Raw genomic sequence first — 15,635 nt, forward strand, 5'->3', positions numbered from 1 at the left:
CGCATTCTCTGAATCGCCCTGACCCAGCCCTCGGCCTTGGCCCGTTTGCGTACCGCGCCCTCAGAGACGGCGTACCACTCCGCGATCTTGCGGTTGGACATTGATCAGGCACGAAAATCCGCCTCGATCCCCTTCCAGTCGACCGACTTGCGGCTGGGTTGGGACACGGGCGCGCCTCGCTGGTACGCACCCCGGCGATCACGGGGGCGGCTGAAAAGTCTGCGAATGGGACCACATGCGGTTGGCGGCTCCCGCCTGCCTCGGCCGTAAACCCCCTGCCGCCGGGGTAGGGCTGGGCCAACAGGGCTCCGGAGGCCGCCAGGACGGCCGCTAGCGGCCGTTTGAGCGGTCGATGGTGGTGTTTATGCGGCCGAACCGCAGCGACGGCCTCAGGCCCGCATGCGCGTCGCCCCGACAGCCGCGCGCTTCCGCGAGTGGCGCGACCCGCACAGGCACTGGCCGTTGGCCGGGTCGAGGGGAGCGCCGCCGTCGCGACCCTCGACGATGTGGTCGGCGAAGAGACGGACTCCGGTGCGCCCGCAGTCCGGCTCTTCGCAGCGGTAGCCGGCCCGGCGCAGGACCGCTGCGCGCCAGGAACGGTGCTCCGGCGTCGTCAGCTCGGCGTCGGCCGCCCTGGCGGGCGGCCACGCCGTGCGCGTGTCGAGAATGGCGACCCGGGGACGGAGGCAGGAGAGGCGAGGCACCAGCGGTGCCGACCAGCCTCGGCGATGACGACACGTCGGATCATGGTACCTCACGAGGCAGTGCGAACCTCGGATTGGGAGCGACGGATCCGGACCATGACCATGGACGCGCCCTGCATCGCCGCGGTGTCAGCCGCGAGTGACACCGCCCTTCGCGTCAATTGGGAGGGCGGCGGTGAGGATGTCGTCGAACTGGCCGGATGGATCGGGCGGACGAGCCCGTTGCTCGCGCCGCTGCGGGATCCGGTGCTCTTCCGCCAGCCACAGATCGTCGCCTACGGCAGCGCTGTCGGCTGGGGCGACCCGGATGGCGACCTCGCCATCGACTCCCACCACCTCATCCTGCTCGCCACCGAGCAGCGGTCCTTCAAGGCCGAGGACCTCGCAGTTTGGCAGCTCCGTGCCCAGGTCACCGACCAGGAGGCCGCCGAGTTCCTCGGTATCCCTCTGAGCGCCTGGATCGCCTACAAGGCGGGCGCCGAGATCCCGAAGGTCGTCGGCATGGTGTGCCGGGCCGCGGTGCGCGACCCGGTACTGTTCTCGGCCCATCTGCGGCCCAAGATGGTCGGCCGGGCGCGCAGCAGCGCCTGACCTCGTCCCCGCAGGTTGGCGGGTCGGTTGACGCCTGGGCACTCCGACGGCTTGCATGAGCCTGGTCACCAACGAGCGCACGAAGCTGACGGCGGCGTACCTCAACACGGCCGCCGGCAGCCTTTTCACCGCCGGCGTGGTCGCACCGATCGTGGCAGCGGTGTTCGGGGTGACCGGACCTTCGGGCGGCGTGCCGACGTTGACACTCGGGCTGGGCGCCATGATCTTTCTTTGTGCGAGCATCGCGCTCCATGCCGCAGCACGCTACGTCCGCAAGGGGCTGAAACCATGACGGACAGTCAGGTTCTGGCCTTCATCGTCGTGCCGGCCGTCGCCGTCTTGTTCGGCTGGGGCGTCGCCTACTGGGCACGTCACGCGAGCTGACCCTCCGGGGAGGAGCACTCCGCTACGTGCGACCTCAGGCAGCGTCTCGATCGGCTTCCCGAGCGGCAAGGGTTCCGCGGCCGAGCCGGACCTCCATGCCGTTCCAGTGCTGCCGCTGCAGCATCAGCCAGAACGCGGCCTGTCCCGGCATCATGCCGCCGCTCCCCGCGTCAAGGGCAGGTAGACCCCGCGCTCCTGCTCCGCCTGGATGGCGGAGCGGCGGCACCGGATCACCTGCAGCTCGGCGTCCACCCGGCGCATCTGCGCGCCCTGGTAGGCGAAGTCGTCGCAGTACGCGAGCGCCGCACGCTCGGCCTTCGGCTCCGCCTCGCGGCGGGCGAGCTGCGCGATGCGTTGATCTGGGGGCGATCATCGGCCATGGTCCCAGCCGGCCGAGAGCCGACGTTCGCCCCGGTGGACGCGCGCGGCCGGCGCCGCCAGGTCCTGGGCGCTCGAGCGCCGTTCGACGGCGAAGAGCAGCGCGATCGCGCCCGCCGGAGCCATCGAGTTCCGCGCCACGGAGGTCGCGCAGCAAGGTCGATCCCCGCGTAGGCGGGGGAGCCGTTTTATAGAACTTGCGGTCGGTAAACCGCGGCGGTCGATCTCCGCGTAGGCGGGGGAGCCGCATTCTGCCGGGCGTGAGCCGCAGCGATGGCGGGTCGATCCCCGCGTAGGCGGGGGAGCCGCATCGGAGAGCGTGTGAGCGATCTCCTCGACGGGTCGATCCCCGCGTAGGCGGGGGAGCCCGGCGCTGGCCGGCCCCGGTGAGGCTCTCGGCGGGTCGATCCCCGCGTAGGCGGGGGAGCCATCGAAGCCGACATCTCGAAACTATACGATATGGGTCGATCCCCGCGTAGGCGGGGGAGCCACCGCCGGCGAGAGCGGTTCGGCACCCTTCGGGGGTCGATCCCCGCGTAGGCGGGGGAGCCTGGTCGGCTGATGGTCATCAACCCACCATTCCAGGTCGATCCCCGCGTAGGCGGGGGAGCCTCGCGCCAGTCGATCGGCGGGTCGATGCGGTCGGGTCGATCCCCGCGTAGGCGGGGGAGCCGCGCCAGAGCTCGCGATCCTTGAGCGTGTAGCGGGTCGATCCCCGCGTAGGCGGGGGAGCCTCTGCCTGCTAAGTAGCTGGCACTGTTAACGATGTCAAAGATCGTCGCTACCGGCGGACGAGAAGCGCGCCGTCGAGGTCCGCGAGGGTTCGAGGGGGTAGGCCGAGCGTGCGGAGACCGAGACGCCCGGGCGCGGCGTCATCCTTCCAGAGCAGCACGATCGAGCCGCCCGGCATGTCCACCCACCACTCCGACAGCACGGTCCAGATCCGCTCGCGAACGCCCTTGGAGAGTTCGGCGCCGACGAAGACGCCCGGTGCAGCCTCCGGCATGACGGAGGACAGGAAGCCGCGGAAGCGGTCGGCGACGTCCCGCGTCACCACCACGGTCATGGGCATGGGGGGCACCGATGCGTCATCGCGCATCGTCCTCGAACAGGGTCTTGATGCGGTCGATCATGGCCGGGATCACGCCGTCGCGGCGAAGCCGCTCGGCGACCGTCCGGCGCGCCAGGCGCTCGATCGGGTCGGTGGGGCGCTTCTCGTGCGCCTTCGCGGCCTTGAAGGCACAGGGGACGGTGATCGTGTCGCGGAAGAGATCCGCGACATCGAGCACGAAGCTCTGGCCGGAATCCTCGTGAACGAACCCGAGTTGCGGAATGGTCGCCGTGGCGGCGACCGCGATCGCGGCCGCCCCTTCGACGGCCGAGGCGGCATGGTTGAGGGCTTGGTTCGGGATGTCGGCCGCGTTCGGGTTCTGGCGGTCGTAGCGGCGGCCCTGCCAGCGGATGCCGTGGCGCTCCGCCGCCTGGCGGTAGATCTCCTTGACCCTCGCCCCTTCGATGCCGCGGAGCACGGCGATGTCGCGATGCGGCAGGACCTCGCCGAGGCGTAGCGCGTACATCCGGCGAGCCACCTTCATCCGGCCGCCCTTGGCATCGGCCCAGGCCATCGCCTGCCGGCGTGCGAGCGCGGAGCTGTCGGGCAGCAGCGGTTGGGCCGTGTAGAAACGCACGCCGCCCTCGCCGATCGCGGCGAGCCCCGTGTTGTGGCGGGCGAGGATGCGCAACGCATCGTGGCTCACGGTCGAGCCCGGCCCGAGCAGCACCATCGAGAGCGCCTGGTGCGGGATGCGGTAATCGCCGGCCTCGACCGTGTCGCTGCCGGCCGCCACGAAGCGCAGGCAGCCGTCCTCGACCGTCAGCGCGCCGCGGTCGAGCCAGACGAGGCCGTGCCGATCGGCGTGCGGCTGGCGCGCGGTCTCGAGTCCCAGGCGGCCCTTCAGCATGGCGCTACCTCGGTGGCTTGAGCAGCAGCATGCCGAACCCGAAGGCGCGGTGGCGGCCGACGCCCCGCGCGAGCAGGGCCGCGAAGGCGTCGGGGTCCCGCACCGCCAGCACCCCGGTCACGGTCGCGTCCGGGTGCCCGGCGGCGCCCTTCATCGTCGCGCTCGAGGGCGGGATGGGACGCAGGTCCCTGTCGCGGCCGCGGCGGAGCGCGCGGGTGAGCCGGAAGGCGTCGAGGCTCGCCCGCTCCATCTCGGCGCCGCCCGCCGCGAGGTGCCGCGCGAGCCACTCCCGGTAGACCTCGCCCCGGCTGAACGGGGCCGGCCGACCCTCGTGGGCGTCGAGCGCCGCGAGATAGGCATCCTTCTCGGCCGTCTTCGTCCGATCGCCGTCGCGGTCGCGGCGGACCATCGGGCGGATGCGGGTGTGAAAGCCGAGCCGCATCCCGGCCGGGAAGCGCTCCGGCATGGCCTTGGCCGCCAGCCCGTCCAGTCCGAGCGCCTCGGCCACCTCGGGCTCCGCGAAGGCGGTGGCGTGATCGCGCAGGTCCGCGACGACACGGGTCGTGTAGGCGAGGATCTGCGGGGCCGGATCGGCGCCCGGCCGGTCGCGCCGGTGCGGCGGATCGAGCAGCAGGAAGGGCTTCGGTGCAAGATCGCCGAAGGCGGCCTGGAGGATCGCGTGGAGCGCGTAGCCGAGGTCGTCCGGGCCCTGGGCCGCGACCACCTTGCGGCGATCGGCCCAGCGCAGGAGCGGGCCCATGGCGGGCCGCATCTGGAGGAGGCTCAGCGTCATGCCGGCCCCCCGGACCGCGCCAGGGCGCGCACGCGGACGAGCCGGTGCCCGCCATGCACGCCCGAGCGCCAGTTGCGCTCGTCGGTCACGGGGCGGACATGGTCGCCGGGTGCATCCGGCTCCGAGGCCGGCAGCATGACCCGCAGGGTGGGGCCGCCGTCCGCCGGCGGCAGCGCGACGAGCGCCTCGAGGAGATCGCCCGCCTCGACGATCCGGCGCGCGGGGTCCGCCTCGAGGAGCGGCCGGGACGGCAGGCAGGGCTTGCGCCCGAGAAAGAGCGGCCGCGCGGGGTGGAGCAGCGCCGCGGCGAGATCGTCCAGCGTCGGCCCGGCCTCGGCCGCCGTCAGCCGCAATGCGACGGCACAGGACACGTCGCAATCGTAGTCGCGGCGGCGCAGATGCGGCCCGACATAGCTGCCGGCTCCGCCGGCGCGGCCTTCCGGCCGTCCGCGCGTCGTCCAGCCGCGGTCGTCCTTGTCGAGCTCCGCCGTCTGGAAGTCGGTGATGCGCGGGCCCGCGCGGTCGAGGCGGGCCGCGAAGACCAGCCGGTTCTGCAGAGCCTGGAGCCGGTCGCCTTCCCCGCGGCGGTAGCCGAGGGCGTTGGCCAGCAGGCCGGTGAGCAGCGAAGCGCCGGGGAAGTCCGTGACGACGCCGCGCGCATCCACGACCTCGCCGCCGAAGGCGAGCAGGGGGGCCTCAAGACGCAGAAGGAGGAAGCGCGGCATCAGGCGGGATCCTGTCCGTTCCCCGTGGCGCGCACCGTCCCGGCGGCCCAGGCGGCAAGATCGTCCAGGGCCTGCATCTCGCCGAACCCCGGGGAGGGCGCATCGACGACCGAGAGATGCGCGCGCGCGTCGTCGTGCCCGTAGGCAGCATCGAACCGGGCGAGGCAACCGGCCATGGCGGTCACAGCCTCGATGGCGAGGTCGCCGTCGCGCCGCAGCGGCACGGCCTTGCGGAAGGCACCCGCGAGGGTGCGCGGCTGGCGCGACCCGGCTTCGATCAGCATCAGGTCGGCATAGGCGTAGGGCGCCGTCGACCCCTTCTTGGCGCCGGGCGACACGGTGGCGATCAGGTGGACGAGGTGCTCGACGACACGTGCCGCGAGGTCGGCGTCGCCCGCGAGGTTGGAGACCAGGAGCGCCACGTCGACCACGACGTAGCCGTAGTAGAGGCCGGAGGTGAGCTCGGTGTCGAAGATGCCACCCGACCCGACCTCGCCAGCCGCCTCCCGCAGGTCGTCGACGACGGTGAAGTAGTCGCTCTCGCTCTCCTGGCTGTGGACCGTGAAGGCATGAGCCACGTGAATCGCCGCGTCGGTGTTGGCCTCCGGGTCTGAGGTGACCATCCGGCCGAAGAGCGCCGCCTCGAGCCCGGAGGCGAGCTTGCCGGCCGTGGCCAGCATCGCGGCCAGGTTCGCCTTGCCGGTGCCCTTGGCGATGCGGGTGTCAATCTCTGCCTCAGCCGATTTCGCGTCCTTCGCCGCGGCGGCGGCTTCGGCCCCGATCCGGGCTAGGTAATCGATCTCGGGCTGACCCAAAAGCAGTGCCTGCCGGTCGGGGATTTTGGCGCTGTTCTTGCCGTAGAGGTGCTTCACCAGTGCTGCGCCAACTGCCTCGACGATCTCGGGCGCGCCGGAGATCGTCGGCAGGATGCGCCGCTCCACGATCTCGCGCGAGCGCACGCCCATTGGGGCGCCGATGCCCTTCAGCGCCCAGGCGTCGTCGGCGAGCCGCCAGTGTCGCTTCAGGCTCTGCGACGAGATCCGGGTGCGGACCGTGCCGCCATAGGGCAGCCGCTTGGCCAGGCCGGCATCGTCTCGGTTCAGCAGCACCGCCGGATAGGAGGCGAGGCTGTGGATCTGCAGGAAGCGGGTCACGCGGCGTCTCCGGTGGAAGTCGAATTCGGTGCGGCCTCGGCCTTCGCCTCGGCCCGGTAGTAGCCGCGGGCGATGCGGTGGCGGATGGATTGCGCTCTGTCGTCTTCGATGGTGCGGGCCGACGCGACGAGGTCGGCGACGGCGAGGATCGGTAGCCGCTCGCCCGCGGCGACGAGGAACCGAACGGCGCGAGGCAGGGCGATCCGCAGGTCGTCCATCGTGGCGTCGAGCAGGTTCGTGAACCGGCGCTCGCTGAAGCCCGCCTCGAACAGGGCGCGGCCGAATTGCAGCTGTGCGGAACGCGATCGCTCGGCCCAGACCGTCGCCTGCGCATTCTCCTCGGCCGGCTCGTCGTCGCGGCGCGGGAAGGACAGGTGGTCGGGCGCGGCCAACGCCGCCGCATGGATGACGAGAGCCAAAGCTGGAAGTCCGATCTCCCGCAACTCCGCCTCCGAGGTGTGGCGGGCGAGGAGCCGGTGCAGGGCCGGCTCGGCCAGCGCTCCGTCCGGATCGAGCCGCCGCAGTTCGGCCAGCGGCCCGGTGCCGAAGCTGTCGCCGTGCGTCATCGGAGCCGCCATCCGGGCGGCGATCTCGGCGATGCGGCGGCGGGGCGCTGGGTCTCCGCCGGCAGGGTCAGGCTGCGTCGTCACGCTTCGTCTCCGCGAAGAAGGGGGGCAGGCCGGTCTTCGGGTTGCGCGTGCCGGCCCAGAACAGGGTTTCGGCCCGGGTCAGCGCCCGCCAGCGCCGCCCCACGGCCTTCGACAGGCCGGCATCCGCCTCCACGACGAGGGGCCAGGCGATCGTGTGGACGAGGTACCGCACCCAGGCCCCGCGGGCGGAGGCGGGCTCGGTGCCCGGCTCGAACTCGGCCCACAGGTTCTCGAAGAACGTTGCATCGACCGCGCGATCGAATCGGCCGAGAAGGTCCCGCGCACGGGCCTCCGCGCCCTTGTTCTTGTAGTCGATCGTCTCCGGCCCGTTCTGGAAGAGGGCGAGCAGCGCGGGCTTCAGGACGCGGTTCTGGATGTCGCCGGCAAGCGCGACCCGTTCCATCGCGGCCCGCCCGAGACGATCGGTGTCGCGGCGCCGGATCCTGTCGCGAACGACCCTGGTGACCGATACGCGCCGCTCGTGGAGGCCTTCCCTCTTGCCCTGCCCGCGGGTCAAAGCACATGCCACGATGACGAGCCCCTCGTCGCCGTCGGTAGGAAGTGTCTCGGCGAGCACCGGCAGCGCGTGCCCGTCCTGCCCGAAGAGCAGACGGACCATGCGCCGGTAGTGAAAACCGCTGGCATCGACGGTGAGGATTCTGATGCCGTCCTTGTCGGTCACCGTCGGCGCCCAGGGGTCGCCGGGCGCGCCGCCCGGGATCGGCACGATGCGCGGCACCTTCGAGCCCCCGGCCCGGGCAGCAATGCGGCCGCCCTCGTCGACGAGCCGGACCCGCCGGCAGATCTCGACATAGAGCGGGTCGAGTTCGGAGGGCTGGAGCGATCCCGCACCGTCCCACGGGCGCAGCCAGACGAGCCCGAGACCGTCGCGGGCCGCGTGGACCGGCGAGGGCTCGTCCGTCTGGCGGCGCGCGACCAGGGCCTCGACGTCGCGCCGGACCTGCGACATCGTCCCTTCGGCCGGCGCGATGCTGAAGGCCGGGCGGTTGGCAAAGCCGCCGTTCATGCGGCTGATCCCGTAATTCCCTGCCCCCAGGAAACCTTCGGTCGTCTGCAGCGTCACGAGCGCGAACAGCCAGTCGTCCGGCTCCGCCGCCATCATGACCTCGCTCTTGAGGTCGTGGTTCTTGGACGTGACCAGCATGTCGAGCGCGTCCGGCGTCGGAACGGCGTTCTTGAGGTCCTTCAGCCCGCCCGGGATCGGCGGCTGCAGCAGCGCCGGCTTGTCGGGCGGCGTGACGAGGCACCAGGGCTCGTCGCCCGGGAAGTCGGGGGTCAGCCCGCGCAGCAATCCGCACCAGGACGCCTCGTCCTCCGGCATCGCATCGCGGCCGGCCCGGATCAGCGCGAGGGCGCCGAGCTGCACCAGAAAGGCGTGCCAGGCGTGGCGTTGGTGAGGACGGAGTGCCGGAAAAGCATCGATCTTGTTCCGGGCGAGGGCGGCGAGGACGCCGGACAAGGACGCGAACAGCAAGTCGCCATCCCGTGTGCGAACGCGCAACAGCGCCTCGACGCATGCATTCCGGACCATTTGGTTGGCCTCTCCCGACCCAAGACTGCTGTCGCACCACTACACTTTCAAGTTGTTTTCGAACTCAATAATTCGAACGTCATTTTTATAGCCTCCCGGCAGCTTGTGCCGCCTGTCTAGGCCCGGCAAAAAGAAGCCCCGCCTGCGCGGGGATTGACCCAATGAGGTTCGCGGGCTTTTCGCGGCTTCAGCGGCTCCCCCGCCAACGCGGGGTTCACTCCATCCGCCTCAGCCCAAGACGATCATACGTGAACGCAATTGAGCCGAGGCGGAAAGTGAACCCTCCCGCTTCATCGAGCGGTTCCACATCTTGGGGCTGGGCCTCGACCGGCACATCTCCGGCCATGTGGTGCGGCAGCTTCAGCGCCGGCACGAGCCGCCCGAAGGGCCCGATCGGCAACGGGCGCTCGCCGGACATGAAGTCGACGTGCCGGTCTGCGCCGCCAAGGCGGGTGGCGATGACCTCGTCGGGTTCGATCCGGAAGGTGCTGAACCGCTGATCGAAGCGCAGCAGGGCGCCTTGCGCGGCGCTGAGGTCGGCGAAATATTTTCCCGTGCGCTTGTCGAAGTGCGGCCTCCAGTCGGGATCGGTGGCCATCAGCTCCGCTTCGATCGCGCAGAGTGCATCGGGATGGGTCGCCGCCTCCACGAGCTGGCGGTTCATGTCCGGGATGGTCCAGACGGACTTGGCATCGACGAGCCGCCGGGTCAGTTCGAGGATGCGCAGATCCTCGTAGACGCCGCCCTTCTCGCCGGATCCAAGACCGTACGCGCGAAGGCTCGTGCGAATGAGCTCACGGGCTTCGGGGACGAGCACGAGAGCCCGCGGCTCCTCATACCCGTGAGGGCGCGTCCGGCCGGCATGCCGGTGGAGCCGGCCGATCCGCTGCAGCAGGACGTCGACCGGGCACAGGTCGGTGAGCAGCAGGTCGGCATCGAGATCGAGCGACTGCTCAAGGGTCTGGGTGCCGACCACGATGCAGCCGCCGGTCGCACGCTCCCGCCCGATGGTGCTTTCGACGGCCGCGTCGAGGACGCGCCGGTCAGGCTCGGCGAAGCGGGAATGATGCAGCGTCGCTACCCGCCGCCCGTCCGCATGCGGTGCTTGGTACAGCAGCGCTCCGTCCGAAATGCCGACCCGCGCCTCCAGCGCCTCCTGGGTCCGCAGCGCCTGCCCGACCGTGTTGCGGATGATCAGCACCTTGGCGCCGTCAAGGGCCGCCGAGAGGGCCGTTTCCGCGACGGCGTCGGGATCGGTCAGGATTGGGCGGGCCTCCATGCGCACGGGCTTCGGCTGCCCGGCCAGGCCGAGTTGCTGGCGGCGCTCGATTCCGTCCTCGTACCAGGACAGAGCCGGGTAGGGCACGGTGTCCGCCTCGACCCGGCCCGGGACCTCCCCGCTTCCGAGCAGGCGAGCGCGCGCCCCCGCGCCGAGCGTTGCGGACAGGAGCAGCGCATGGCCGCCCGCCCCGACATGGAAGCGGAGCAGGTTCGTCAGCAGGTGCTCCATGTACGTATCGGAGGCGTGGACCTCGTCGATCACGAGAAGCTTGTTGAGGAGCGAGGCGGCCCGCAGATGCGCGTGCTTCACCCGCACTGATCCGAGCAGCACCTGGTCGATCGTGCCGACGGCGATCGGGGCCGCGAGGAACCGCTTCGGATGCTCGGCGGCCCAGCGGGCGGCGCGGTCGCCATCGTCGCTCCATTGGACGTCGAAATCGGGCAGGCGCGTACCTTCCGCCTCGTCGACGTGCATCTGCCCGGGAACCGCGAGAACGACGGCCGGCCGCTCCTGTGGTGGGAAGACGTTGTCCCGGAAGCGCTTGACCCTTTCGAAGATCTGCGTGGCCGCCACGCGCGTCGGCAGCGCGAAATAAAGGCCATCGACGGCCCCCGCGCGGAACAGTTCGGCGTACCGCCACAGCGCGGCCTCGGTCTTGCCGGAGCCGGTCTCGGCCTCCAGAACCAGCAGCCGCGCGGGATGGCGGGCCGTCTCGGCCTGGATCGGCTTCGCCACGAACGGCTCACGACCCTGCTGCGCGAAGGCGCCGGCGAAGCTCGCGCCGATCTGATGCTCGGCCGCGCGCGCGGGCCGCGCATCGAGCCCGGTCGCGGGCAGGACGAGAGCCAGCCGTTCCCGCGCGAAGGCCATCCTGTCGGCGTGGCGACCGTTGTCGAAGGGGAAGAAACCGGGAGCGGGATTCGAGCCGAGCCAGTCGGCGAGCATGAGGAGCCCCGCGAAGGCATGCTCGAAGCCCGCAAGGTCGGGCAATGGCTCAGCGTCCGCCAGGGCCTCCCCGAACCACGTGTCGAAGGCCGCGCGCATCGGCGCGAGCTTCGCGACGGGATCTCCGGAGCCGGCGCGCCAATGCGCCGAGGCATCCTTGATGTCGGCGTGCCGCCCTTCGTCGCCCAGGGCCCAGGGCCGTCCGTGATGCGCGAACACGGCGTCGAACAACCGGGAGCCGTCGGTGAGCCACGCCTCGACCCGGTCGAGCCCCAGCGTCTCGCTCATGCGGTCACATACCGCCTCCGCGCCGCGCCCACCGGAAAACACCCAGGCGAGTTCATCGATATGGCCGACCGGCGGCGCGCCGACATCCGACCGGGCTTGAAAACCGCGATTGGCCTTCCCGATATCGTGGAGGAACGCAAGCGCCGAGAGCTTGCTCGAGAATGCGTCGTTCTCCGTTGTTTTGATCGATCCCAGACATCTCAAACGTTCGCCGATCAGCGGTATCTTGATCAGCGCCTCGAGTGCCGCGCTGACATCAGCGGAATGTCCGACCAGGGAATGCCATTTACCGTCAGATCCCCGCTTCGCCCACAGCTCGTCATGCAAGAAGGCCTTCACAGAACGCCTCCTGGAGCCGACTCGCGTGACTCGTCAGTGAAAAACTTCAGGTGGCGAATTCAGCACTTTGCGTCCATCGGCGCAAGACCATTTTCCACCACAAGTACCCTGTCCCCCATCTCGAACGCCGGCCCCGCCGTGATGTGCGCGATCGCCTCATCCCCCCGCGCTGCCCTGTCCGCACCGACCGCCGGCCGCGGCTGCCGGCCGGCGGAGAGCTCGGTGGCGAAGGCGACGACGTCGGCGCTGGTCGAGCAGGGTTTGGCGGCGATGTCGAAGGTCTTGATGGCGGTGAGCGCCTGCGCCTTGGTCCGGCCGATGGCGCGACGGCTCGCGGCGACGGAGCGGTCGAACGCCGCGCTCAGCGGCGGATCCTCCGCCTTCTTTCCGGCCACGGCGCCGGGTAGGGAGGGCTCGCGCTCCCGCGTCTTGATCCAGGCGGCGGTCGAAGGTCTTGGTCTCGCGGTGGGTGACGACGACTTGCGTGACGACGACCTGGGCCTGAGACCCGATGGACCCGTCCTTGCGCTTGCGCTCGACGATGGGTCCCACGGCAAGCTACAGCATGGGCTCCAGGGCCACAGCATTGCCGTAGATGCCGCCACGGGATGGGGCGAAACCCGCGGCCAAGGCCGCGAACGGTCCAGCATGGAGATGGGTGCAGGTGACTGCGGCGGTTGAAAAATCCAGCAATGCCAGCGCGTGGCGGTTTTCGGTTGCACCGATGATGGACTGGACCGACCGGCATTGCCGGGCGTTCCACCGCACTCTCTCGGCCTGCGCGCTCCTCTACACCGAGATGGTGACGACCGGGGCGGTGCTGCACGGGCCGCGGGAGCGGCTGATCGGGTTCGATGCGGCGGAGCATCCGGTGGCGATCCAGCTCGGCGGGTCGGATCCGGGCGATCTCGCGGCGGCGGCCCGGATCGCCGAGGAGTTCGGCTATCGCGAGGTGAACCTGAATGTCGGCTGCCCCTCCGACCGGGTGCAGGACGGGCGCTTCGGCGCCTGCCTGATGCGCGAGCCGGCCCTGGTCGGCGAGTGCGTCGCCGCCATGAAGGCGGCGGTCGCGGTGCCGGTGACGGTGAAGTGCCGCATCGGCGTCGACGACCAGGACCCGGAGGCGGCGCTCGACGCGCTGACCGCGTCCGTGCGGGCGGCGGGCGTCGACGCGCTCGTCGTGCATGCCCGCAAGGCCTGGCTCAAGGGATTGTCGCCGAAGGAGAACCGGGACATCCCGCCCCTCGATTACGGCCGGGTCCATCGCCTGAAGGCCGCGAATCCCGATCTGGCCGTAGCCCTCAACGGCGGCCTGCAGGACCTCGCGGCCGCGAGGGCCGCGCTCGAGCCGGTGGACGGCCTCGCCCTCGACGGGGTGATGCTCGGGCGCGCGGCCTATGCCGAGCCGGCCCTGCTGCTCGGCGTCGATCCCGGGCTGTTCGGCGAACCGGCGCCGGTGGCCGATCCGTTCGCGGCGGTCCAAGCCTACGAGCCCTACATCGCCGCCCGGCTCCGGGAGGGGGTGCGTCTGCACGCCATGACCCGCCACATGCTCGGCCTGTTCAACGGCAGGCCCGGAGCGCGGCCCTTTCGCCGCCACCTCTCGGTCGCCGGGACGCGGCCGGATGCGAACCTCGACACCCTGCGCGAGGCGGTGGCGCTGGTCTCCCGCGAGCCGGCGAGCGCGGCGGCCTGAGGATCAGACCTGCGGTCAGCTTGGCAGCCGGCCGGTCCGCGGGCATGTTCGCTAGCGAACAGGCTCGTGCCCGAGGGCAGGCTGGCTTCCTGGGGAATGACGGACCGGATGATCGCACTCGACGACGGAGCGCCCGCGCCGCTCGGCGCCCATTTCGACGGGCGCGGGGTCAATGTCGCGCTGTTCTCCGCCCATGCGACGGCGGTGGACCTGTGCCTGTTCGACCCGACGGGCCGGATCCAGACCGACGTGATCCGGCTGCCGCGGCGCACCGACGACGTCTGGCACGGCTACCTGTCTGGCGTGCTGCCCGGCCAGCTCTACGGCTACCGGGTGCACGGCCCGTGGGAGCCGGGGCGGGGCCACCGCTTCAACCCGCACAAGCTCCTCCTCGACCCCTATGCCCGCGAGATCCACGGCCGGGTGCGCTGGCACGACGCGCTCTACCCCGCTCGCCGCGGCAGCCATCGCGAGGACGCGCTCGACCGGCGCGACAGCGCCCCGATGATGCCGAAGGGCGTGATCACCGCCCCCGAGGCGCCGGTCCACGACGATCCGCCCCTGCGCCACCCGCTGGTCGACAGCGTGATCTACGAGGCCCATGTCCGGGCCCTGACCCAGGCCCATCCCGGGGTGCCGCTGCCCTGGCGCGGATCCTACGCGGCGTTGGGCCACCCGGCGATCGTCGATCACCTCGTGCGCCTCGGCGTCACGGCGATCGAGCTCCTGCCGATCCAGGCCTTCGTCGACGACCGCTTCCTGGTCGAGAAGGGCCTTTCCAACTTCTGGGGCTACTCGCCGCTCAACTACTTCTCGCCCGAGCCGCGCTATCTCGGCCCCGCGGGGACCGCCGGCCTCAAGAGCGCGATCCGCCAGCTCCACGCCGCCGGCATCGAGGTGCTGATCGACGTGGTCTACAACCACACCTGCGAGGGCGACCATACCGGCCCGAGCCTGTCGTTCCGCGGCATCGACAATGCGAGCTACTACAAGCTCCAGCCCGACGATCCGCGCCGCGACATCGACTGCACCGGCTGCGGCAACACCCTCGACGTGGCGGTGCCGCGGGTGATGCAGATGGTGCTCGATTCCCTGCGCCACTGGGTCGAGGCCTACCGCATCGACGGCTTCCGCTTCGACCTCGCCTCGAGCCTCGCCCGCTCGCCGCACGATTTCACGCCGCGGGCCGCGGTGCTGCAGGCGATGGCGCAGGATCCGGTCCTGTCGCGGGTCAAGCTCATCGCCGAGCCGTGGGACATCGGCATGGGCGGCTACCAGCTCGGCGGCTTTCCCGTCGGCTGGAGCGACTGGAACGACCAGTTCCGCGACGCGGCGCGGGGCTTCTGGCGCGGCGATGCCGGCCAGCTGCCGAAGCTGACGCAAGGACTCACCGGCTCCAAGGAGATCTTTTCCGCCTCCGGCCGCGGGCCGTCCGCCAGCATCAACTTCATCGCCTCGCACGACGGCTACACGCTGGCCGACGTCGTCGCCTACGAGGAGAAGCACAACGAGGCCAACGGCGAGGGCAACCGCGACGGCCACGGCCACAACGTCTCGCGCAACTACGGCGTCGAGGGGCCGACCGACGATCCCACGATCCTGTCCCTGCGGGCGCGCCAGAAGCGCAACCTGCTCGCTACGATCCTGCTCGCCCAGGGCGTGCCGATGCTGCTGATGGGCGACGAGCGCTCGCGCAGCCAGGGCGGCAACAACAACGCCTATTGCCAGGACAACCCCACCTCCTGGGTCGACTGGGAGACCGATGGCGGCGACCCGGACCTCACCGCGTTCACCAGGTACCTCCTGGCGCTGCGCCGCGATCACCGGGCCCTGCGGCGGCGCAAGTTCCTCACCGGCGAGACAGTGGCGGCGGGAGGGCTCAAGGACGTGCACTGGCTCTCGCCCTGCGGTGCCGAGATGGACGAGACGGCCTGGGGCGATGCCGAGCGCCGCGCCTTCGGCATGCAGATCGGCAACGATGCTCCGGATGGGCGCCGCCTCCTGATCCTCGCCAATGCCGGCGAGGCGGTGCTGGATTTCCAGCTCGCCAAGGTCATCGGCGGGCCGTGGACGCCGCTCTTCGACACGACCGTCGCGGATGGGCGGCCGGTGGGGCGGGAGGCGGTGCGGCGCGGGGGAAGCCTGCGCCTGCCCGGGCGGGCGCTCCTCGTGCTCGCGCGGGATGGGGCGTAG

General features: G+C 70.9%; 14 protein-coding genes and 1 CRISPR repeat array. Of the genes, 4 read left to right on the forward strand and 10 right to left on the reverse strand.

Annotated features, from left to right (window positions below; translation table 11 throughout):
* Positions 1-389 precede the first annotated feature (389 nt).
* Positions 390-704 carry an HNH endonuclease signature motif containing protein gene (locus tag A5481_RS34965; protein ID WP_048433107.1) on the reverse strand — a complete coding sequence of 105 codons (315 nt, stop codon included), beginning with the start codon at positions 702-704 and terminating at the stop codon, positions 390-392.
* Between the two features lie 96 nt (positions 705-800).
* Between A5481_RS34965 and A5481_RS14705 the strand changes: the two genes are divergently transcribed.
* Entirely contained in the window at positions 801-1,295 is a 495-nt protein-coding gene (locus tag A5481_RS14705) for a hypothetical protein (protein WP_197514189.1), read from the forward strand.
* 55 nt (positions 1,296-1,350) lie between these two features.
* Positions 1,351-1,587, forward strand: a complete 237-nt coding sequence (locus A5481_RS14710; protein WP_048433108.1) for a hypothetical protein — start codon at positions 1,351-1,353, stop codon at positions 1,585-1,587.
* A gap of 625 nt (positions 1,588-2,212) precedes the next feature.
* Positions 2,213-2,791: a CRISPR direct-repeat array (repeat unit 30 nt; unit sequence CGGGTCGATCCCCGCGTAGGCGGGGGAGCC).
* Positions 2,792-2,838: 47 nt separating this feature from the next.
* Here A5481_RS14710 and cas2e read toward each other — a convergent pair.
* The 9 genes from cas2e to A5481_RS14755 all read right to left on the reverse strand — a co-directional run bounded on the left by cas2e (position 2,839) and on the right by A5481_RS14755 (position 12,141).
* Positions 2,839-3,129, reverse strand: coding sequence for a type I-E CRISPR-associated endoribonuclease Cas2e (gene cas2e / locus A5481_RS14715; RefSeq protein ID WP_048433109.1), 291 nt, complete (start codon positions 3,127-3,129; stop codon positions 2,839-2,841).
* 16 nt (positions 3,130-3,145) lie between these two features.
* Positions 3,146-4,018, reverse strand: a complete 873-nt coding sequence (cas1e, locus tag A5481_RS14720; protein ID WP_048433110.1) for a type I-E CRISPR-associated endonuclease Cas1e — start codon at positions 4,016-4,018, stop codon at positions 3,146-3,148.
* 4 nt (positions 4,019-4,022) lie between these two features.
* The gene (locus A5481_RS14725) at positions 4,023-4,811 is read right to left on the reverse strand and encodes a type I-E CRISPR-associated protein Cas6/Cse3/CasE (protein ID WP_048433111.1); all 789 of its coding nucleotides are present in this window, start codon (positions 4,809-4,811) and stop codon (positions 4,023-4,025) included.
* The gene (cas5e, locus tag A5481_RS14730) at positions 4,808-5,536 is read right to left on the reverse strand and encodes a type I-E CRISPR-associated protein Cas5/CasD (protein WP_048433112.1); all 729 of its coding nucleotides are present in this window, start codon (positions 5,534-5,536) and stop codon (positions 4,808-4,810) included. Before cas5e ends, A5481_RS14725 begins: the two co-directional genes overlap by 4 nt.
* A complete protein-coding gene (gene cas7e / locus A5481_RS14735) occupies positions 5,536-6,690 on the reverse strand; it encodes a type I-E CRISPR-associated protein Cas7/Cse4/CasC (RefSeq protein ID WP_048433113.1) in 1,155 nt (384 codons plus the stop codon). Before cas7e ends, cas5e begins: the two co-directional genes overlap by 1 nt.
* Positions 6,687-7,340 (reverse strand): type I-E CRISPR-associated protein Cse2/CasB, encoded by a 654-nt coding sequence (locus A5481_RS14740; RefSeq protein ID WP_156311784.1) that lies wholly within the window; start codon positions 7,338-7,340, stop codon positions 6,687-6,689. Before A5481_RS14740 ends, cas7e begins: the two co-directional genes overlap by 4 nt.
* Positions 7,324-8,835 carry a hypothetical protein gene (locus tag A5481_RS14745; protein ID WP_053082308.1) on the reverse strand — a complete coding sequence of 504 codons (1,512 nt, stop codon included), beginning with the start codon at positions 8,833-8,835 and terminating at the stop codon, positions 7,324-7,326. Before A5481_RS14745 ends, A5481_RS14740 begins: the two co-directional genes overlap by 17 nt.
* Before the next feature lie 271 nt (positions 8,836-9,106).
* Complete coding sequence (locus A5481_RS14750; RefSeq protein WP_048433116.1) at positions 9,107-11,746, reverse strand: CRISPR-associated helicase/endonuclease Cas3; 2,640 nt, start codon at positions 11,744-11,746, stop codon at positions 9,107-9,109.
* A 59-nt stretch (positions 11,747-11,805) separates the two neighbouring features.
* Positions 11,806-12,141 carry a hypothetical protein gene (locus tag A5481_RS14755; protein WP_048433117.1) on the reverse strand — a complete coding sequence of 112 codons (336 nt, stop codon included), beginning with the start codon at positions 12,139-12,141 and terminating at the stop codon, positions 11,806-11,808.
* Between the two features lie 269 nt (positions 12,142-12,410).
* Here A5481_RS14755 and dusA point away from each other — a divergent pair, with 269 nt between their 5' ends.
* Both dusA and glgX read left to right on the forward strand, forming a co-directional pair.
* Positions 12,411-13,442, forward strand: coding sequence for a tRNA dihydrouridine(20/20a) synthase DusA (dusA, locus tag A5481_RS14760; protein WP_280818806.1), 1,032 nt, complete (start codon positions 12,411-12,413; stop codon positions 13,440-13,442).
* A gap of 108 nt (positions 13,443-13,550) precedes the next feature.
* Entirely contained in the window at positions 13,551-15,635 is a 2,085-nt protein-coding gene (glgX, locus tag A5481_RS14765) for a glycogen debranching protein GlgX (RefSeq protein WP_064504025.1), read from the forward strand.

The sequence above is a fragment of the Methylobacterium platani genome (assembly GCF_001653715.1).
Classification (GTDB): Bacteria; Pseudomonadota; Alphaproteobacteria; order Rhizobiales; family Beijerinckiaceae; genus Methylobacterium; species Methylobacterium platani.

Excerpts from the sequence above, each read along its gene's own strand:
- A5481_RS14705 (WP_197514189.1), top strand. The coding sequence starts at position 801 with ATGACCATGGACGCGCCCTGCATCGCCGCGGTGTCAGCCGCGAGTGAC.
- A5481_RS14710 (WP_048433108.1), top strand. The coding sequence starts at position 1,351 with ATGAGCCTGGTCACCAACGAGCGCACGAAGCTGACGGCGGCGTACCTC.
- cas2e (WP_048433109.1), bottom strand. The coding sequence starts at position 3,129 with ATGCCCATGACCGTGGTGGTGACGCGGGACGTCGCCGACCGCTTCCGC.
- cas1e (WP_048433110.1), bottom strand. The coding sequence starts at position 4,018 with ATGCTGAAGGGCCGCCTGGGACTCGAGACCGCGCGCCAGCCGCACGCC.
- A5481_RS14725 (WP_048433111.1), bottom strand. The coding sequence starts at position 4,811 with ATGACGCTGAGCCTCCTCCAGATGCGGCCCGCCATGGGCCCGCTCCTG.
- cas5e (WP_048433112.1), bottom strand. The coding sequence starts at position 5,536 with ATGCCGCGCTTCCTCCTTCTGCGTCTTGAGGCCCCCCTGCTCGCCTTC.
- glgX (WP_064504025.1), top strand. The coding sequence starts at position 13,551 with ATGATCGCACTCGACGACGGAGCGCCCGCGCCGCTCGGCGCCCATTTC.